This is a genomic window from Bradyrhizobium sp. UFLA05-89 (assembly GCF_059803475.1).
In genome coordinates, this window is the sequence record NZ_JBANBA010000138.1 from 1 (window position 1) to 20,848 (window position 20,848).

The 20,848-nt window shown below is 57.3% G+C and carries 13 protein-coding genes and 1 pseudogene; 11 read left to right on the forward strand and 3 right to left on the reverse strand.

What is annotated here, in order from left to right:
• Positions 1-483, reverse strand: a 483-nt coding sequence (locus tag SO139_RS40590; RefSeq protein WP_498541793.1) for an ABC transporter substrate-binding protein, incomplete at its 3' end; no start/stop codon positions are given.
• 772 nt (positions 484-1,255) lie between these two features.
• Here SO139_RS40590 and SO139_RS40595 point away from each other — a divergent pair.
• The 4 genes from SO139_RS40595 (at position 1,256) to SO139_RS40610 (ending at position 6,918) form a co-directional block, all read left to right on the forward strand.
• Positions 1,256-1,420, forward strand: a complete 165-nt coding sequence (locus tag SO139_RS40595; protein ID WP_498541794.1) for a hypothetical protein — start codon at positions 1,256-1,258, stop codon at positions 1,418-1,420.
• Positions 1,421-1,534: 114 nt separating this feature from the next.
• Entirely contained in the window at positions 1,535-3,199 is a 1,665-nt protein-coding gene (locus tag SO139_RS40600) for an ABC transporter substrate-binding protein (RefSeq protein ID WP_498541804.1), read from the forward strand.
• Positions 3,200-3,278: 79 nt separating this feature from the next.
• Positions 3,279-3,455 (forward strand): hypothetical protein, encoded by a 177-nt coding sequence (locus SO139_RS40605; protein WP_498541795.1) that lies wholly within the window; start codon positions 3,279-3,281, stop codon positions 3,453-3,455.
• Between the two features lie 1,387 nt (positions 3,456-4,842).
• Complete coding sequence (locus SO139_RS40610; RefSeq protein WP_498541796.1) at positions 4,843-6,918, forward strand: oxidoreductase; 2,076 nt, start codon at positions 4,843-4,845, stop codon at positions 6,916-6,918.
• Between the two features lie 543 nt (positions 6,919-7,461).
• On the opposite strand, the pseudogene SO139_RS40615 reads toward SO139_RS40610, so the two are convergent.
• Positions 7,462-8,646 (reverse strand): annotated as a pseudogene (locus SO139_RS40615) (FAD-binding oxidoreductase).
• 582 nt (positions 8,647-9,228) lie between these two features.
• On the opposite strand from SO139_RS40615, the gene SO139_RS40620 reads away from it, so the two are divergent.
• On the forward strand, positions 9,229-9,435 hold the full coding sequence (locus SO139_RS40620; protein ID WP_498541797.1) for a hypothetical protein: 207 nt from the start codon (positions 9,229-9,231) through the stop codon (positions 9,433-9,435).
• A 149-nt stretch (positions 9,436-9,584) separates the two neighbouring features.
• Here SO139_RS40620 and SO139_RS40625 read toward each other — a convergent pair whose 3' ends face one another.
• Positions 9,585-10,127: a helix-turn-helix domain-containing protein gene (locus SO139_RS40625; protein ID WP_498541798.1), complete on the reverse strand. Its 543-nt coding sequence runs from the start codon at positions 10,125-10,127 to the stop codon at positions 9,585-9,587.
• Between the two features lie 284 nt (positions 10,128-10,411).
• On the opposite strand from SO139_RS40625, the gene SO139_RS40630 reads away from it, so the two are divergent.
• The 6 genes from SO139_RS40630 to SO139_RS40655 all read left to right on the forward strand — a co-directional run bounded on the left by SO139_RS40630 (position 10,412) and on the right by SO139_RS40655 (position 20,021).
• Positions 10,412-12,910 (forward strand): GcvT family protein, encoded by a 2,499-nt coding sequence (locus SO139_RS40630; protein ID WP_498541799.1) that lies wholly within the window; start codon positions 10,412-10,414, stop codon positions 12,908-12,910.
• A gap of 113 nt (positions 12,911-13,023) precedes the next feature.
• Positions 13,024-13,977 carry a bifunctional methylenetetrahydrofolate dehydrogenase/methenyltetrahydrofolate cyclohydrolase FolD gene (folD, locus tag SO139_RS40635; protein ID WP_498541805.1) on the forward strand — a complete coding sequence of 318 codons (954 nt, stop codon included), beginning with the start codon at positions 13,024-13,026 and terminating at the stop codon, positions 13,975-13,977.
• A 1,640-nt stretch (positions 13,978-15,617) separates the two neighbouring features.
• Positions 15,618-16,712 (forward strand): ABC transporter ATP-binding protein, encoded by a 1,095-nt coding sequence (locus SO139_RS40640; protein WP_498541800.1) that lies wholly within the window; start codon positions 15,618-15,620, stop codon positions 16,710-16,712.
• An 85-nt stretch (positions 16,713-16,797) separates the two neighbouring features.
• A complete protein-coding gene (locus tag SO139_RS40645) occupies positions 16,798-17,862 on the forward strand; it encodes an ABC transporter substrate-binding protein (RefSeq protein ID WP_498541801.1) in 1,065 nt (354 codons plus the stop codon).
• 75 nt (positions 17,863-17,937) lie between these two features.
• A complete protein-coding gene (locus SO139_RS40650; protein WP_498541802.1) occupies positions 17,938-19,185 on the forward strand; it encodes an ABC transporter permease in 1,248 nt (415 codons plus the stop codon).
• Positions 19,182-20,021, forward strand: a complete 840-nt coding sequence (locus SO139_RS40655; protein WP_498541803.1) for an ABC transporter permease — start codon at positions 19,182-19,184, stop codon at positions 20,019-20,021. The genes SO139_RS40650 and SO139_RS40655 overlap by 4 nt, the downstream gene beginning before the upstream one ends.
• Positions 20,022-20,848: the final 827 nt, after the last annotated feature.

Sequence of the window (20,848 nt, forward strand, 5' to 3'; positions counted from 1 at the left end):
CAGTCGGTCGATAGTTGCAATAACATCATCGGCCTTCATCTCGCCGCCAGAATGGAACTTCACCCCTTTACGCAACGTGAATGTCCAGATCGTGCCATCCTGATTGGGTTTCCAGCTCGTCGCCAGACCGGGCTTCAGCACGAGGTCAGGTCCATCGACGCAGAGATATTCGCCAACCTGCTGAAACAGCAACACACCCCAATTGGCGTTGCGGATCGGATCAATCGCGGTTTTGGGCGTTTCACTTGCGACTCGGATCGTGGCTCCGGGTTGAACTGCAGCCCTAGCCAGCGACGGCACAGTGCCAAAGCCGGCCGCCAGTGTAACCTGCCCAAGGAAGGGCAGCGACAAGCCAAGAACGCTGCCATGCCGCAAAAACTCGCGGCGATTCACGCGGCCATCGACGTAACCGTCAATTAAATGGTTCTCGATCGGTGTGAGGCCGGCACGAAGAGTATCGAGCAGGCCAACGTTTCGTCTCATGGAAGTTCCTCCTCTTTTCCGAACGTGGATTAGCCACGCTCGGCACATCGCCTCTCACGATGTTAATGCTAGTTCGCGCGCTCCGCCTTGGCGGGCCGATACCGGAACCGCAGAGAGCAACGCCTTAGTGTCAGGATGGATAGGATCGGTGTAGATCAGGGACTCAGCGCAACTAGTCCACCTTGCGCGCGAAACTAATTGGGCGAGTGAGTCACGCACAGATTGAGACCAGCTTCCCTATTCCGAAACATCAGCTACATGCGTGGTCGGGTTCGACGCTGTTGTTCTGTAAATCGCCGTCAAAATGCAGTTGGATTGCACAGCCACATGATCGGGCACCCATAGTCGGCTCGGGGGCAAGCCGCTTTCTCCCATTAGGCGGCGGAGTATGCGACGGCGGCTGATTGTAGATCTAATCATGTCCAGCGCTCTGATGGTACCTCCCATTCCGCCCTCGTCCGCTTATTCTCGGACTCCTGTTCGAAACATATGACACCTAGAAACATCGCGGTTTGCACCAAAATGTAACGGTTGGGCGCAGGCTTTTGGTGAATAAGTCGCCTCGACTGCAGTTTCTCGTCGTCTGACTACCGTGGGCGCTAAGTAGTGGCGGTCGCGGCCGGCATCTCGCAAGACGGCTGGACTGTCATGACGAAATCCGCGCTGAACTAACTTGTGCGGGTAATGATGGAAGGCAGCCCACGCGCCCTGGACGGCCTGTTCCAATACAGCAATTGTATAGGGACCAACCGGACCGCGATGGGTCCCAGTTGTGACCGAGCGCGGCGCTCTTGATATCGCGCTCGATGAGGGCAATGGTCGTTCTTTCACAAGGCGCGCCGAAGCCCGCACTATCCGCGATAACGACTGGCGCGTCATCGAATTCAACAGCGGCGTCTATGCCGCTCCACTGCGGATCGGTGCCGCGAGCGCATAACTTGCGATCGATAGCGTGATTGCGCCGACTTTCGGCATAAACCGTCGAAAAAAGCCGAAAATGATCAGTCGGCAAGTGAACAATCAGCGACAGAAAAACCGGGAGGGACTCGCGATGACAAGAAACGCTTGGATGCTCGATGGTCTTCGCTCCGGCCTCACGCCTCTAGAAAACCACCTTATTGACGGTTACATCGACGGCCACGTAAGCCGTCGAGAGTTCTTGCGGCATGGCAGCTTGCTCGGCTTGTCGTTGCCATTTCTCGGGCGCGTCGCGCTGGCAGCTGGCTTCGGCGGGGCGCCTGCGCTGGCTCGGGCGAACGCCCAACCGGGCACCATAATCCGAGTCGCTTGTGCGATGCCAACCATGGCTATCGACCCAGTGACCAATGGCGCCGAAGGTGGAATATTGATGCTGCAGCAGGTAGGCGAGTTCCTGTGCATCGACGGTCCGGACCTCGTTTTGAAGCCTTGCCTTGCGACAAGCTGGAGACCCAATCAAGACGGCACTGTCTGGACTTTCACTCTACGTAAGGGGGTCAAATTCCATTCCGGTGGCGAGATGAAGGCCGAGGATGTGGTGGCCACTTTTGATCGCCTGGCGGACCCGAAGATTGGCTCCAACGCATTATCTGCACTTAAAGGCTTCCTGGAGAAGGGCGGCACGCGTAAAGTGGAGGACTATACGGTCGAATTCCACCTTGATGCTCCCAACGGTAATTTCCCCTATCTCGTATCCTCGGACAACTATAACGCGATCATCTTACCAGCGTCCTACGCTGGGGATTTCGAGAAGTCCTGGGACGGCACTGGGCCATTCAAAATTGACAAATATACCCCAAAGGTGGGAGCGAGCTTCGTCCCGAACGAGAATTACTGGGGACCAAAGCCGCTACCATCTCGGACCGAGTTCACCTTCTTCGCTGATATCCAGCCGGCAATCTTGGCGCTTCAGGGAGGGCAAGTCGATATCATCAATGCCCTGCCTCCGCTTGCCGGTGTAGCGCTGCTGACCGATCCGACTGTCGATATCATCAGCATCAAGTCGGCAGCGCATCAGGCGGTCCACATGCGCTGCGACATGGAGCCTTTCAGGGACCCGCGCGTACGCCGGGCGGTAGCGCTTTGCCTTGACCGGGAGAAGTTGGTGAAGGGCTTGATGAAGGGGCGCGCAGTGGCCGGCAACGACAGTCCTTTCGCCAACATATACCCCTCAACCGATCCTACAGTGCCGCAACGAAAGCAGGACATTGCTCAGGCGAAAGAGCTCATCAAGGCAGCGGGTATGGAGAAGGGCTTTGAGGTTACGCTCAGTGGAGCACAGTATCTAGAGATTCCAGGCTACGCGCAGCTCATCCAGAGCTGGGGCAAGGAGATCGGCATCAATTTTAAGCTCAACCTCTTAGACTATCACTCTTATATTGGCGATGGGTCGTTCGGCAAGTCGTACTGGCTCGATTCGGTGATGGGAATCACGGCTTGGTTTCATCGCGGTGTGCCTAACGTCTATCTCACCGGGGCGCTAATGAGCGAAGGCCCCTGGAACGCGGCCCACTTCAAGAACCAGCAATTTGACGCGCTAGTCAGGGGCTACATTGCCGAGCTCGACCTTGATGCAAAGCGGGAGGTCTCGGGCAAGATCGAGCGGCTTCTGCTCGACCAATCGCCTCACCTTTATGGATACTTCTACGACCACCTGACCCCAGTGAAAAAAGGAGTTGTCGGAGTGCAGCCTAACGCCATGAAGCAGCTTTTCTTGAGCAACGCCGGGAAAGCATAAGCGGTGCTGCTGGGCTTTCCCCGTTCGGCCGGCTGGCCGGTTCATCAATCGCTTTCCTTTTGGTCGCTCACGAAGTTGCGTGCTGAAACGTTTGATGATCGCGCTTTCGTTTCTGCCCGGCAACATTAGCTGGACTGTCGTGGCCCCTTTGCGGATCAGCAAGTTGTACATCTGGACTACCAGCTTTCCAAACGATCAGGACGCCGCCGACGAATTCGGCAACACGGTCATCGACCAGCCGGCGAGCTCACGATAAGATAAGTGTGGCCGCAGCCATGGATGCCAAGCGCGACGAGGGGTGGTAAAGATAGGTCCTGATCTTCAGATCTTGTTGCGGATGTCCGCCGTCCGTAAATGGGCTGATACCCGAGCTTTGCTACATGCTCTTGCCTGCCTATCGTTCGGACTCTCAGGTCGATTCGCTCGTTGATGAGACAAGGGCTTATCCCCGTTAACGGACCACCGCGACCGGTGTGGACACCTCTACAGTGGTTTCTGCGGGCTCACCTATCTGCTCGGTGCAAACCGTTGCAGGCCAATTCAGTCGGGTCGTAAAGGGGACGCCGATACTCGGCATGGAAGCGCCAAGTATCGTGGAGGTGGGCAATCAGATCTGTTCACCTATCTGCATCTGTTGCCAATCGGAACCGCCTATAAGGGCTATCCTTCGGATTCTGAATGCGCCACAATCGCCTATGAGAGGGCGTTGTCCGCACGCGCCGCTTGCCGGAGGCGGCCAGACGATCGGAGGGTAGCAGGACTGTTGGAGCGCAAATCTGAGATTCCGGCTCGATGGGTTGGTGCCATATCTGATTTATCTTCAAGTAGAGTCTCCCAAGCCCACACTCCAGCTACTCATCAGCTGCCTAGTCCAAGCGAGCGACTTTGTCCCCAGCGCGAGCATCCACAGGCGAGTGAGGAAGCACGTCGACACTTGGCGCGCGGCCTAGTTCTGGATCGAAATCTCAAACAGCACCTCTCGCTGCCCAAGATTGTTCGGTGTGGAGCGGGCCTCGGCTGTCGCCGTTCGATCGAGCAAGGCGTTGATGAAAGTCATCGAGTTCAGCTATTTCCTTGCTCAAATCGTGCGTCGATCGGCTGGTCTTTGCGAAAATTGATGCCGGTTTTTAGTTAGCCTGAAGATCAACCTCTTGTCGAAAAATTCACCGAGGAGCCGATTATGAAATCGCCGCGTCTGAGCCGCGACGCTTCGCCATCGCTGCGGAGGGCGCTTCGTTGCAGCCTTCGGAAGGTAAGCTCCAACTCTACGAGACTTGTCCGGGCCTGAGGCCATGGCTAATCGGGTGCGCGGTCGCGGTTCGCAGTCGGCCCAAGGCGGCTCAGCCGTGATCTTGGCAAGCCGCTCTGACGGGGGCGAGCGCGGCGGTTGCCGAGCCCAAAGTCGCCGAGGCGCGATCATGTCCGGCGGCACTAAAGCGCCGCTGCATGGTATCCACCGAATGGTGGGAGAGAGGTAGCATCAACATGTTCCGCGAATTAGTGAACCGCCTCATGGCTGTGATGGTCGTGACGCGCGAGATGGGTTCTGCCGGCCAAGTGGGAGCGCGCGAGCATATCTTAGGCGCAATCTGCGCGAACTGCGGGCGCGAGACTTCCTGCGGATCATCATGGAGCGCTGAGTCATGAGTCGGGATCCACACTACGACGTTCTCTTTGAGCCCATACGCATCGGCCCGGTGACCGCGCGCAACCGCTTCTATCAGGTGCCGCATTGCAACGGCATGGGCCGTGCTTGGCCTACGCCTATGGCGGTGATGCGAGGTGTAAAAGCCGAGGGCGGTTGGGCAGTGGTCTGCACTGAGCAATGCGACATTCATCCCACAGGCAACAACACCAGGGAAGTCCGGCTGTGGGACGATGAGGACATCCCCTATCTCGCTCGCGCGACCGAGCAGATCCATGCCCACGGCAGCCTCGCTGGCATCCAGCTGGTGCATAACGGCTATCGGGTCCCGAACCTCGAATCGCGAGAGATCCCGCTCGCCCCTTCGGCCCGCCCGGTTTACGGTGTCATGCCGGTCTCGGCGCGGGCCATGGACAAGGCGGATATCCGAGCCTATCGCGGTTGGCACCGCCGCGCCGCTTTGAACGCGCGCAAGGCCGGATTCGACCTCGTCTATGTCTATGCCGGCCATGATCTCTCGCTGCCGATGCATTTTCTCTCGCGCCGCCTCAATCAACGATGCGACGAATATGGCGGCAGGCTTGAGAACCGGGTACGCCTGCTGCGCGAGCTGATTGAGGACACTAGGGAAGCGGTCGGGGATACCTGCGCGGTTGCCGTCCGACTTGCCGTCGATGAGCTGATAGGCCCTGCGGGTCTCACCAGTGAGAACGAGGGCCGTGAGATCGTCGCGCTTCTTGCTGAGCTCCCCGACCTTTGGGACGTCAATGTCAGTACTTGGGAAAACGACAGCGCGACCGCCCGCTTCAAAGAGGAGGGGTATCAAGAGCCTTTTACCGCTTTCGTAAAAACGCTGACCAAGAAGCCGGTGGTCGGTGTCGGCCGCTACACCTCGCCGGACCACATGGCGTCGCTTGTCCGCAAGGGCAGGCTCGACTTCATTGGTGCTGCCCGTCCTTCGATCGCTGACCCGTTCCTGCCGCGCAAGATCGAGGAGGGGCGGCTCGAAGACATCCGCGAATGCATCGGCTGTAATATCTGCGTCTCCGGCGACAAGCTCGGAGCTCCGATGCGCTGTACCCAGAACCCGACGATGGGCGAGGAATGGCGGCGCAGTTGGCATCCAGAGCGGATTCCACCGAAGACTGGCGACGAGCGGATCCTCGTGGTCGGCGCCGGCCCGGCCGGGCTGGAAGCCGCCCGGGCGTTCGGACAACGCGGATACGAGGTCCTGCTGGCTGAAGCGAGGCGCGAGCTAGGCGGGCGTGTGGCGCGCGAGTGCCGGCTTCCCGGCCTTGCGACATGGGGGCGGGTGCGCGATTGGCGCGTCACCCAGCTACACAAGCTAGCGAATGTCGGGATCTATCTCGATAGTCGGCTCGATGCCGAGGCCGTGCTTGCCACCGAATGCTCGGTCGTCGTCCTCGCGACCGGCGCGCGATGGCGGCGCGATGGCGTCGGCCGCCAACATGCGTTCGCTATGCCCGGGCTCGACCGGACGCGGATCTACACGCCGGACGATATCCTGGAGGGCGCGTTGCCCGAGGGGCCGGTCGTTATTTTCGACGACGATCACTATTATATGGGCGGCGTCATCGCCGAGAAGTTGCGGGCGGCAGGGCTGAGCGTGACGCTGATCACGCCCGAGAGCCTCGTCTCGTCCTTCACCCAGTTCACCCTCGAGCAGGCGCAAATCCAGCGACGGCTGATCGAGCTAGGCGTCGTTATCATGACGGCAAAGACCGTCACGGGTTTGGACGCGAACGGGATCGAGACCGCCTGCGTCTATACTGGTCGCACTCAGCATTTGCCGGCGGCGAGTGTTGTGCTCATCACCGCTCAGACCCCGACTGACGAGCTCGAGCAAACACTGAGAGCGCGGCCAGAGGCTGTGACGGCAGCCGGCATCCGAAAGCTTGTCGCGACCGGCGATTGCCTCGCTCCTGGCACGATCGCCGCAGCCGTCTACGCCGGCCACCGCGTTGCGCGTGAGCACGACAGTTCACCGCCTGCTGGCGTCGACTTCAAGCGCGAAAACGTCGCGTTGGCCCCGCTTTTAGGCTCGCGCAACTGAGTGCAGCCGGTTGTGCATTGGAGCCAATCTCCCTTCTCACCTTTAGGGCGGGCCTTGAAGTAGTTTTTGCATTCGGCATCGAGCGTCTTTCACCGCGATTGTTGGCTGCTTTGGCTCAGTATCCTCTTCCTCTTGAGCGTCCAGCTATTTACCAAAAGGTAGCGATCGAAGTCATTTGGCGTGTTGGACCAGGGAGCGTGCGCACACAGAAGCTTCTGCGCCGGTACTGACAAACGGTCCAATCGAGGAGGCTATCACCACACAGCGCTTCATTGTTGAGCGCGAAACGAAGTAAGCCCCCCGGGTCCGGACGGCAAATCTGGCGCAACCCTCGTGGATCAACTCCACGTCAAGGGCGGCTCAGCGGCGACAATTTGGTTGGGCTGGATACCAGTAACTCCAACATCCTGCAGCCAGATCAAACTCTATTCTTGAGAAACCCGCTTCCGAATGTCTCTCCGGATTGCGAGCGTCCACGTGGAGTTTATGACAGTGTTGACTGTCCGAGTTATCGAACGTTTTCAGAAAAGAACTTGGCCGTTCTTACAGAACCTTGCCAGGGTTCATGATACCCAGCGGATCAAGCATAATCTTGATCGACCGCATCACTTCGATCACCGTCCTGTCTTTCACCTTCGGCAGTTCGTCGCGCTTGAGCACCCCGATACCGTGTTCGGCCGAGATCGAGCCGCCCATCCGGAGCACAATTTCGTAGATCAACGCATTCACGTCATCCCAGCGAGCGAGGAAGTGGCCGCGATTACGGCGTCGTCTATGATCTCCTCTTCCACGGCGCGCCCAAGGATCGCTCCCAGCGTTGCGCGGGCATCGTCGCGCGGCGAGGATAATTCCATCAACACGTACCAAGGATGTTTGTCCGACAGCGGATCCCTGACGTCGATGCCGTGGCGGGTCGAGAAATCCACCGCGATTTCAGAGAGCAACTCAAAGCTCGTCAGCGTGCCCCCGGCTTCGCTCTGAGAGATGTTGAGCAGCCTGAGCCCGTGGTCGGGCGATTTCAGCCCGACGAGCGCAGTCTCGATCGCTCGCGGCTTTGGAAAGAGTTTGACCGTCGCAGCCGTGATTATGCCGAGCGTGCCTTCGGCGCCGATGAATAGGTTACGCAGGTCGTAACCGGTATTGTCCTTCTTCAACTTCGATAGCACGTTGAGGACACGCCCATCAGCTAGCACGACCTCAAGCCCTAACGCCATCTCGCGCGCTACCCCGTACGCGAGGGCCGCGGTGCCGCCCGCATTAGTCGAGAGATTGCCGCCAATCGTACAGCTGCCTTCGGCGCCTAGTGACAGCCGGAACAGCCGATCCACTTCGGCGGCTTTTTGCTGGGCCACTTGCAAGACCACGCCGGCCTCGCAGGTCATCGTGTTGGAAGAGATATCGATGTCGCGGATCGTGTCCATGCGGCGCAACGAGACCACGACTTCGCCATTATGCGGAGTCTGACTCGCCGACGAGACCGGTGTTGCCGCCCTGCGGCACCAGCGCGATTCTGTGCTCGGTGGCGAGCTTGCAAATAGCCGAGACCTCGGCCGTCGAGCCGGGGCGTAGCACTAGAGGCGAGCGGCCGTGGTACAGGTTGCGCTGCTCGGTGACGTAAGACTCGATGTCAGCTGCACGCGTGACGGCATATTTGTCACTGACAATCCTCTTGAAACCCCCGATCAACTCCGGCGAGAGTAGAGCTGAGGATGATTGCACGACATTCATGCTGCTTCTTCCTGTTCCTCATTCGGCTCTGAGGTGCTACCTTCCCTGTCGTCGTGCTCGAACGTTACGATTGCGCAAGGAATTGCTCCTCTAACACGCGTGCGGTGCCAAGTTCCAGTCGAATTATCGTGTCGCTGCCGAGAGCGGCATCGAAGTGCAATCTCACAGCAATGCGCAGGCGGCCAAGAAAGGGATTGTTCAAAGGCACTCAGTTCTGTGAAGAACCGACCAGAAGCCTGCTGTTATTTTGAACACGAACTTCAACGACTGCGCTCTCGCAAGCTAGCGAGTTCAAAACTGTTTTTCCGAACCTTCTTCTGGGCTAGCCTACGAAGAACTCGATGCGGAAGCTGTCGCGATCGGCGCGGCTAGGGCCATCTCAGATGCGTCATATCCAAAAGTCTGCTCTCGAGGAGGGTCTCGAAGTTCGTAGTTTGGTGATGAGGAGGATCGTTGCGCATTGACTCGAGAACACGAAGGAGGGTTCTTATGCAAAAACACCTGTGCAGATGCACAGAATGTCGATCATCAGGAAAAAGCGCTGGGTGGACCGAGGCGCACAAGAAACGACCCTGACTGAGGGTGGCTCCCGATCTTTCGATCGAGGATTTGCGTCGACCGCTGGCTCAGAAGGTGGCACGAGGCGCGACCAGGGAGGCGTTGAAGCGCCGGCAAGGTTCGATTGAAGGCCAGCCCTCGGTTGATCCTGGCGTCGACTTCATCAATGAGACTTTGGCCTCGACCGACATGGCGCGCCATTACTATCGCTGCCCGCGCGGCGAGCGCTGAGCTCAGCGTACCGCATGCCCTTAGAAGACCGCGACCTTCGTCGCCGCTCTCACTCGATGATTTTTATGCCAATGCTGGCCAATGTTTTTCCACCTGTGCTGGCGCGGGCTTTAGGTTGCGCTTCAGAAGCCGTACGACCCTATTTAGAGCTAATAGTGTGGAGGGGTGATCACCCAAATTACTTTTGCTGGAACTGTTCCTGGGTTCGCGCAGCGATGTTGCGAGGTGCTCCTGAATGAAAAACTATCACCTTCCTCAAGTTGAAACCTCTTTCCGTCGACCCATAAGTCCAATCGACCTGCGATCAGAATGCCCGCTTCATTGCCGTCATGACTGTACTCCCCACTATCGGCGCCAGGTTCGATGGTGCTCAGAAGCAATTCGAGGGGGCCGGCAAGATTGGGCGATAAGAGCTCTTCTGCGATACCCAGTCCGGTGAATGTCAGCCGTCGCCGATTCGCCTTACGTACGATGATATCCCTCTCACCGGAGGAGGCTTGCGTGTTGCCGTTAAAGAACCAATTCATATGCACGCCAAGAACCTCACTGAGCTTTTTCAATACCCCGATCGGTAGTCTGGACTGGTTTCTTTCGATTTGGCTCAAATAGCCGACCGAAATTCCCGCTCCTTGCGCAACTTGCGTGAGGGTCAGCCTCTTCATTTTGCGAAGTTCACGAATCTGCCCGCCCACGGCAGCCTCTGAATCCATTTTGGACCCGGATTCCGAAGCTGCCCATTCGGCAGCCGCGCGTATCGATCTAATAGCCATCGGGTCGATCGACCTTCAAAGGAAGAAACTGCTCTCGTAATGCTACTTAGGAGCGTTTCCCTACATACAATCAACTATGAGCAACCCTGTGGAACGGCTCTTGGACTTTATAGAGGGCATAACTTTGGAAAAAAATACCCTCACTGTAAAAAAATAATTCACAACGGTGAAAAAAAGTGTAGAAATTTCACGACCAACCAGAGGGCATGAATGTGACGCCTCTTCCAAAGTCGGCTCAAGTCGTCATCGTTGGCGGCGGAATAATGGGTTGCAGTCTCGCGTACCATCTGACCCTTCGTGGTTGGACAGACGTTGTTCTGCTCGAACGAAAGCAGCTTACGTCGGGAACGACGTGGCACGCCGCGGGACTTGTTGGCCAATTAGGCGCAACCCGCAATCTCACGCGATTGGCGCAATATACCACTGAGCTTTACAGTGAGCTCGAGCGCGAGACGGGTCAAAATACGGGATATCGGCAGATTGGATCGCTTGCGATCGCCAACAACAAGGAGCGATTTGAGGAGCTCCGGCGTGGCGCTTCGATGGCCCGATGTTTCGGATTGGAAGTCAACGTCCTGTCCGCAAGGGAAGCGGGTGATCTTTGGCCTTTGATGGCGGCTGAGGATCTTGTTGGCGCGGTATACCTCCCAAAAGACGGTCAGACCAACCCAGTGGATACGACACAGGCGCTAGCAAGGGGGGCGAGGGTTCGTGGCGCGAAGATTTTTGAAAACACAACCGTTACCGATATTCTCATCCAAAACGGTCGTGCGACCGGCGTCCGAACGCCCGCCGGTGAAATAGCAGCCGAATTCGTTGTCAATTGTGCGGGCATGTGGGCGCGCGACCTTGGCGCGAAAGTCGGAACCACAGTGCCGCTTCATGCCGCCGAGCATTTCTATATTGTTACGGAAATGCTCCCCGAAATTAAAAAGCATCTCCCGGTCTTGCGAGATGGTGACGCTTGCACGTACTTCAAAGAAGACGCGGGCAAGCTGTTGGTTGGATGGTTCGAGCCGATCGCAAAGCCGTGGGGTATGCAGGGAATTCCCGAAAGCTTTGAGTTCGACACGCTACCAGACGATCTCGATCATATTGAGCCACTACTTGAAGGGGCAATTCGTCGAGTCCCGATACTGGCAAAGACCGGCATTCAGTTGTTCTTTAATGGCCCGGAGAGCTTCACGCCCGATGACCGCTATATGCTGGGCGAAACGCCGGAGGTGCGAAATCTCTTCGTCGCAGCTGGTTTCAACTCTATCGGTATAAGATCGGCGGGTGGGGCAGGGAAAGTTCTGGCCGACTGGATAGTTGATGGTCATCCGCCAATGGATCTTTGGGACGTCGATGTGCGGAGGGTCATGCCATTCCAATCAAACCGACGGTACCTGAGGGATCGTACGGTCGAGACTCTTGGCCTGCTGTACGCGATGCATTGGCCATTTCGTCAGCCTGAGACAGCAAGGGGCGTTCGGCGTTCCCCTCTGCACGATCGCTTGCTTGCGCGGGGGGCCTGCTTCGGAGAGCTCGCTGGCTGGGAGCGGCCAAATTGGTTCGCTCCAACTGGGTGCGAGGCAAAATACCACTATACCTACGGTCGTCAGAATTGGCTCGAATACTCGGCCGCGGAACACCGGGCTGTGCGAGAATCTGTCGGGCTGTTCGATCAATCATCCTTTGCGAAATTCATCCTTGAGGGTGACGATGCCGAATCCGTTCTGAACAGGATATGTGCGAACAACGTTTCGGTTCCAGTTGGCCGTATGGTCTACACACAATGGCTAAACGAGCGCGGTGGCATAGAAGCAGACCTGACCATCACTCGTGAAGGTTTGAAGCGCTTTCTCATCATTACAGCGGCCGCCACGCAAGTCAGAGACTTCGCTTGGTTGACCCGTCATATTCCCCAGGGTGCTCGAGCGTTCGCCCTCGACGTAAGTTCCGCCTACAGCGTGCTGGGTCTCATGGGCCCAAAATCCAGAGCTCTGCTGGCGAAGCTTACGGACGCTGACCTCTCGAACTCAGAGTTTCCTTTCGCAACCTCTCGGGTGATCGATCTCGGTTATGCCAGGGTTAGAGCAAGCCGTATCACGTACGTCGGGGAGTTGGGGTGGGAACTGTATATTCCTACAGAGTTCGTTCAGGGAGTCTTCGATTCGATAATCGAAGAGGGCGCGGCATTCGACATGCGCCTTGCCGGCTATCACGCAATGAACTCTCTCCGCATGGAGAAGGGGTATCGCCATTGGGGACATGACATTACAGACGAAGATACCCCATTGGAAGCGGGGCTCGGGTTCGCAGTGGCTTGGTCTAAGCCACAACCTTTCATCGGGCACGATGCGTTGCAACGGCAGAGGGAGGTGGGGCCAAGGCGAAGAATGATTCACGTCGCACTGGAAGATCCGACTGTGTTGATATATCACAATGAGCCGATTTGGCTCGAAGGTCAGCTTGTAGGCCGTGTCACCTCCGCGATGTTTGGGCACACGATCGGTACCTGCTTAGGACTGGGTTATATCGAGACGTCACGCAACATCGGCGACACATTCCTTCTCGAAAGCGGGAAATTCGAAGTTGAGGTCGGAGGAGTGCGCGTACCCGCGCGCGCATCGCTGCGTCCATTTTATGATCCTAGCAACAGTCGAGTAAAGGATGTCGCAGAGGGCACTCTCGTCACGCGTGCCGCCTCTTACAATAGCTAAAAGTCATGGTCATCCGACAAAATTCCGTGCTGAGGCTACAATGCTGTGATAGCCCGGTAATCACGCTATGATCGTCCGTGATGACTCGCTGAGCTACAGCTAGGAACAAATTAATTGATGGTGCCTCTCTAGCGGCGAAAATTCATTATGAGCTTCGAGATGCAGTGGAAAATCTTTCTGAGCGGGGCCTTACGCCCGGATTGGCGGTTGTGCTTGTTGGCGATGATCCAGCCAGCTCAGTGTACGTTCGCAACAAGGTACGCCGGTCGATTGAACTTGGCTTCCGATCGTTTCATCACCAAATGCCAAGCACTACGAGCGAATCTGACCTACTGTCATTAATCGACCGTCTAAATTCCGCTCACGATGTGGACGGCATTCTCGTCCAATTGCCGTTGCCCTCGCACATCGATGCGCAAAAAATAACTGCTGCTATCGATCCAGCGAAAGACATCGATGGCTTTCATCCCATGAATGTCGGCAGACTCTCGCTCGGCTCGCCTGCGCTCATCGCTTGCACTCCGCTAGCAGCGCTGTTTCTAGTCAAGAGCGTTCAAGAAGATCTCGCTGGACTCAATGCCGTAATAATGGGGCGTTCCAACATCGTAGGAAAGCCGCTCGCGCAACTTCTTCTTCGAGAAAATTGCACCGTCACAGTAGCGCATTCCAAAACTGAGGATCTCCCTTCTATCTGTCGCTCCGCGGACATCCTTGTGGCCGCGGCAGGGCAGGCAGGCCTGATTCTCGGTGATTGGATCAAACCCGGTGCGATCGTCATTGATGTGGGAATCAATCGCGTGGAAAATGAAGGAAAGCAGCGATTGGTCGGCGATGTCGATTTTGAACCCGCACTCAACGTAGCCGGCGCAATTACCCCCGTCCCAGGTGGAGTGGGTCCAATGACGATCGCATGCCTTCTCCGAAATACTATCATGGCCGCTTGTCGCCGCCGCGGCGTTACTTCGCCTATAGGAGCCGAAGGAACATGGTCGAATCGTAGCAGCGCCGAGATACGGCCGCGCCCCACGCTAGGAATGTGGTATCATGAGATGCTTGTAGAGAGATAGGGTGTGATCAAAGTCGTGGGCGTTCTTGTGCGAGACGTGTCTTCGAACGCTTCGCGAAACCCATCGGACCTGTTGATCACGATTTTGCTGAATCGACTCGACCAATTCGCGTAATTGCGGTCGTGTTGCCGCGTCAAAAAAAGAGTTCGGACAGGAGTGGCAATTGCTTGTCGTGAGTTCGTCCGCATGCGATGGCAAGTGCCACGGGAGTACAAGCAGGATTTCAAAGAAGTAGTGGTAATCTTGGACCTAAGATCGAGGCTTCGGTGCTTGTTGACTGAGACCACGGGAGCTATCGGATCCGGCATGCCGCTTGGGTCGGCAATTCCAGTGCCGAACCCCCTTCGAACGTGACATCCGCAATCACCGTCGGCGCGTCCGTTTGCAGGCTTGCAAGATAATCACCGCCGAAATTCTTGACCGTCCGACTCTGGTCCCAAGCGCTCATTCACTTGCGTCGGAGGACTGCTGGTTGGTGCTTGCATTTCTCGTCGCAAAGCTCCGAATGGATCTCGCAGCGTCAACACCAAGTAGGACCAAGGTCGCGTAGAGTGCCGGCATTATTTGCGATCGGGCCGACGCCGTGGGTGCGCTCAAGAAAATCCGTCATCTCAGCTCAAGAAACATTGCAGCGATCGTCTCACGCGTAAGCGAGCAAATGATCAGCGGCGACAATGAACGGGAGACACACGCAGAAACCCCGCGAGTCTGCGACGCAGATGCTGGCTACGTGAGGCATGTACAGGATGAGCGCAGAACGCGTGACTACGGCCAACCGACCCGAAATGTCACGCTTGCGCCTACGGTCATACAGAAACCTGAGAATCACACAAAGAGCCGGGCTCGCTCGCCGGCGCGCGAAGAAGGGCGTGGCGAATCTGCAGCGCGCTTGCAGGCCCGAGGGAGGAAGCCCGAAAAATGCGGGCACAGTTTGCGCGGATCATGCCGGCCCGACCACCATGAAAATTCACGCGTGCCGAACGTCAGCAGCCAAGTCGGCCAGGCTTACCTGGGAAAGTGGATTGGCGCTTGGTGGCTGACCTGGTCGAACTGCCGCGCGAATGGTCCCCCTCCAGCTGGCTGATCATCCCATGAAGGCTATCGAGCGCAGGATTGATCGCAGTGTTCACCGAGCTGCCTGATTGCCGAGGTGATCAGCGTGGAGTGCTTTTGTCGGCGATGGGTCCAGCGACCTAGCCCGTCGCGTACCATTTGCGTGCAGCTATATACTCCTCGTTGCTATCGTTCTGCAGCCTCTGAGTGCTCATATCGGTCGATCGCTGCGCTCGCTGCTGCATTCTTGCTGCGTCCGTTATCGAAAACACAATCTGGCATAAACCCTCGGATATCACTGATCCGGTGCACAATTTCGGCTTTCCGGGGGGCAAGTTTAATGAAAATCAGCTCTGCTAGACGATAGGATATTTTTTGAAGAATGGGTCTCTCGTCGATCGCAAAGGTTGCGGCTTCGAATGACGCAGAGTTGGGGGGGGCAGTGAGTGTGCCGCGGACGTCCTATGCAGGCGCATCCCTGAGATCTCGTCGCACAACAATTGCTGCAAAATCCGTCAAGTACTTCGCGGTCTGGTTTTACACAGAGGCCCCAGTGCGAGAGCCGGGACGCACGGGAGGAATACGCGATGCCGGGCACTAACAATGCCTTTGTCAGGTTTTCGGGCGTTCAGAAGACGTATGACGGCGAGACACTCGTCGTTAAAAATCTCGACTTGAATATCGCTCAGGGTGAGTTTCTGACGATGTTGGGGCCTTCTGGATCCGGCAAGACGACAACCCTGATGATGCTCGCCGGTTTCGAGGCGCCAACCCGTGGTTCGATCCTGCTGGAAGGGCGCTCGATTGAGAACGTGCCGCCGAACAAGCGTGACATCGGAATGGTCTTCCAAAACTATGCGCTTTTCCCGCACATGACGGTGGAGGAGAATCTTGCTTTCCCGCTCAAGGTCCGCAAGATCCGCAAGGCCGACACCGAGGCCCGAATCAGGCGCGCGCTCGATATGGTTCGGCTCAATGCGTATGCCCAACGGCGGCCCGGGCAGCTTTCCGGCGGCCAGCAGCAGCGCGTCGCGCTCGCCCGTGCGCTCGTCTTTGATCCGAAGCTTGTGTTGATGGACGAGCCGCTTGGCGCGCTCGACAAGCAGCTGCGTGAGCATATGCAGCTCGAGATCAGGCGCATCCACGAGGATCTCGGCGTCACGGTCGTGTATGTGACGCATGACCAGAGCGAGGCGTTGACCATGTCGGACCGCATTGCGGTATTCAACGACGGGGCCATCCAGCAACTCGCTGCGCCTGCGGAACTATACGAGCAGCCGCAGAACGCTTTCGTCGCCCAGTTCATAGGCGAAAACAACCGGCTGCACGGGAACGTCGTGGAGATGAGCGGTGCGACTTGCAAGGTGGAACTTCCAGGTGCCGCTAGTGTGCACGCCCTAGCCGTCAATGTTGAGGCGGTTGGCCGGCCTACCGTGCTGTCGTTGCGTCCGGAGCGGGTGAAGCTGAACCCGGCGCCGGGCTCACTGCCAAATGTCTTCAGCGCTCGGATTACGGAGCTGATATATCTGGGTGACCATGTTCGCACCCGCGTCTCGATGTGTGGCCATGATGATTTCGTGGTCAAGCTTCCAAATTCGGATGATCTAACACAGGTTGAGGTCGGTGCGCTGATCACTATCGGCTGGAAAACTGAGGATTGTCGGGCGCTGGACGCGTCCTGACCTCGACCGAGGTCGACGCCAGCAAGCGGTTGGTCCTTGGCAACGCCGCCTCCGTCTGGAAGCGGCATAGAGGGGAGAGTGTGGAATGATCATGAAGTCATTGATGATCCCGGGGGCCCTAATTGCGCTGGGCCTGGGAGCGCTGCTTGCACCGGCAAAGCCAGCCTTTGCGGGCGATCAGCTCACAATCGTCTCCTTTGGTGGCGCCTATCAGAACGCCGAGCGAAAGGCCTACTATGAGCCTTACGCAAAACAGAACGGCGTCAAGATCACCGAGGATGAGTATAGTGCCGAGATCGCGAAGGTGCGCGCGATGGTCGAGTCCAAAACGGTGAGCTGGGACATTGTCCATGCCGATTCGGGCCAAGCTGCGCAAATGTGCGCCGAGGGTCTAACTGAGGTGATCGACTGGAAGAAGCTGGGACTAGACCGCGCCAAGTTCACGGACAGCGACAAGAATGACTGCGGCGTGCCGAACAATGCCTATAGTTATGTCGTCGCCTACGACCAGGATAAGTTGCCGAGCGGCCCGAAGACGATCGCCGACCTGTTTGACCTGCAGAAATTTCCCGGCAAACGTGGACTATTCAAAAGTCCTTGGGGCATTTTCGAATGGGCGCTGATCGCCGACGGCGTGCCCATCAAGGACGTCTACAACGTGCTCCGCACGCCTGCAGGGGTCGATCGCGCCTTCAAAAAGCTCGACACGATCAAGAAGGACGTCATCTGGTTCACGACCAACGCCAACGGGCCACAGCTTCTCGCCGATGGTCAGGTCGTCATGGTAGCGGCGACGAGCGGCCGAATACTTGACGCTAACAAGAACTCCGGCAAGCGTTTCGGGATGATGTGGGACGCCGCGGAAATATCTATAACCCTCTGGACGATTCCGAAGGGTGCTCCAAGGCGAGATGAGGCGTATAAATTCATCGCCTTTGCCGCTACGCCTGCAGCACAGGCTGATCTCACTCGCTACATCGCTTACGGACCCGCGAATAGAGACGCGATCGCGTTGATCGATCCAGCCATCCTGCCCAACCTTGCTACTGCACCTGACAACATGCGCAATGCGCTGGTAATCGACCCTATCTTCTGGTCTGACAAAGGCGATGAGCTGCGCGCGCGCTTTACCGCTTGGGTATCGAAATAGCGGTCGTGAAAGGGAAGAGGGCGGACGGGAAACAGTCCTCCTCCCACTCTAAAAGATAGACTGAGAGAGAAGTCGATGGCGATGATGGCCGTTCAAATTGCTGGTCGCGATGGCATTCCGCTGCGGATCAAATTGCGGCAGGTCGAGCGGCGGCGTAGATTAAGGGCCTTCACGCTCGTGTTGCCACTTCTCCTCTTTATCCTGATTACGTTCGCTCTACCGATCGGCCGAATGGTATTCAACGCGGTCCATGACACTACGCTGTTGACGCTCATGCCGCGAACCATGGCCGCGCTGAGCGCTTGGACCGGCAAGGACCTGCCGGACGAAATTGCATATGAGGCGCTTGCGAGCGACTTGAAGGAGTCCTGGACTCAGAGGACCGCCGCCCGGGTGGGTACGAGGATAAACTATGAACTGCCCGGGGCCGGTAGCGTAGTGACGTCGACTGCTCGCAAGGCGAACGCACTTTCCTCCGGCCCCTACAAGGCGGCGCTGATCGAGATCGATCCGCTGTGGGGGCAACACGACCTCTGGAGTCTGCTGAAGCGCGGAAGTTCGCCCTACACGGCCTTTTACCTGTTGCGTTCAGTCGATTACCAGTACGGGCCCGACAACAAGATCGTCGCTACGCCGCCCGAGAGTGCAATTTTCCGCCACGCGTTCTTGCGAACGCTTGGAATCAGCATCAGTGTGACCGCTGCAACTCTACTGCTAGGCTTCCCGGTGGCCTATCTTCTGGCAACACTAACTCCCAGGACCAGCAATCTGTTGATGATCCTGGTCGTGCTGCCATTCTGGACATCGGTGCTGGTGCGCACCACCGCCTGGGTCGTGCTCCTGCAGGAGCGCGGAGTCGTGAACGATCTGTTGATGACGCTGCATATCATATCGCAACCAGCCGAGCTAATCTTCAACCGTACCGGGACACTATTAGCAATGACCCATATCCAGCTGCCCTTCACGCTGCTACCAATCTATAGCGTGATGAGGACGATCTCGCCTAGCCTTGTCACCGCCGCTCGTTCTCTTGGCGCTGGACCTTTTTACGCGTTCTGGAAGGTATACTTTCCACTTACGCTGCCTGGAATCGCCGCCGGCTGTCTACTGACCTTCATTCTGTGCCTGGGCTACTACATAACTCCTGCACTCGTTGGCGGGCCGGCCGACCAAATGATTAGCTACTTCATCGCCCGATACATGAACGAGGAGCTCAACTGGGGTATGGCGTCGGCTCTAGGCGCGATCCTGCTCAGCGCGACGCTTCTGGTCTACTTTGTCTTCAGTAAAATCGTTGGCATTGATCGGATCGGGACGGCATGAGAACGAAAGACACTTCCACCTATGCCTCTCCGATTGTGAAGGGTTGGTACTACCTGCACCGGCTGATCTGCGGGGCAGTGCTGTTGTTTCTGATTGCACCAATCCTCGTGATCGTCCCGCTCTCGTTCAATTCCGTATCGTTCTTCACGTACCCGATTTCGGGGTTGTCCTTGCGCTGGTATCAGGAGTTCTTCCTCACCGCGCGATGGCAGGGCGCGCTGCACAATTCAATCTTCGTGGCGGCGTCGGTCACACTATTGTCGACCTTACTGGGTACGCTAGCCGCCCTCGGGCTCAGCCGGCCGAACTTCCCTTGCCGAACTGCGGTGATGGCCCTACTGATCTCGCCCATAATCGTACCCGGAGTGATCACGGCAGCCGGGGTGTATTTCTTTTATGCCGATCTTGGGCTGCTCAACACCTATACCGGACTAATCCTCGCGCACACGGCGCTGGCCACGCCTTTCGTGGTCATCACGGTGACGGCAACTCTGACGGGTTTCGACCATTCTGTGACTCGAGCAGCTGCCGGTCTCGGTGCCTCGCCGATTACGGTTTTCATCAAGGTCACTATGCCGCTCATACTTCCGGGAATGATCTCGGGCTCCCTCTTCGCCTTTCTGACTTCCTTCGACGAGGTGCTGATCGCTCTCTTCGTTGCAGGTGCCGAGCGGCGTACCCTGCCGAGGGTTATGTTCTCTGGCATTCGCGAGGAGATCAGTCCTACCATAGTTGCGGCCGCGACAGTGCTGATACTGTTCTCAATCACCACGCTCGCGACGATCGAGTTGCTGCGGCGACGGTCCGAGCGACTGCGCGGCATCCGCACCGCCTGATGGCCCCGCCTGATGTGTGAGATCCACGCCATCTCAGTAGAGCGCCATGCCGTCGCGCGACCGCATTGGCTTCGGAGAATAACCGAAAGATCGATGCTTGGCTGCGGCTAATCATTGTCCTGCCAACGTGCCCTCACAACGAGGGCTAGTGTGGTCAACCCTCAATGTCGCAGATCGAAACCGGCAGATCACCCGTGGAGAATCAGGTTGGACAGTGCGTTCATGCCAATGCAAAAATCGCGTGCTGCCGATCCACAATATCCGTCAATCAGGGCTGTTGGAGCTGCGGAATGGGTTATGGATCTTCCATTTTAGGCGATGTGGGTGTGCTGCATGGTGCCGCTATTCGATAGGCTTTCGTGGGCTCATCGATGTTTCCAGCCAGAATGGTCTAGCCGAATCTGACACACACGCCGGGATGCGTGAGAAGAGGAGGAATTCCGGCCCATTATCGTGACGAGCGGCGGCTTTGGACAGTAACGAAAGTACTTCCTATGTCCGCCGTCTGTGGTGAGCAGAAACGACGCACCTGCATGTCTCGAATTGTTGGCGGTGGCGGCGAGAATGACAGGTCGCTGGATACAGTGCGTTGTCACCTTTATTTGCTTTGAGGCTGGAGTCTCGGCGACCAAAGCATTCGCCTGTACAGGATATAAACGCACATCCCCCCCCTTGGGACGCGCCTAGTCGTTGGGCACGTCCTCTAGCCATAACGCACTGCGACACACTCGGCCCTGGCATCTGATGGCATGTGTCGATGGAATCGCAGGAACGCTGAATGATGCGACGGGATACTGCATTCGAGGTGACTTATTCGTCAGAAATCC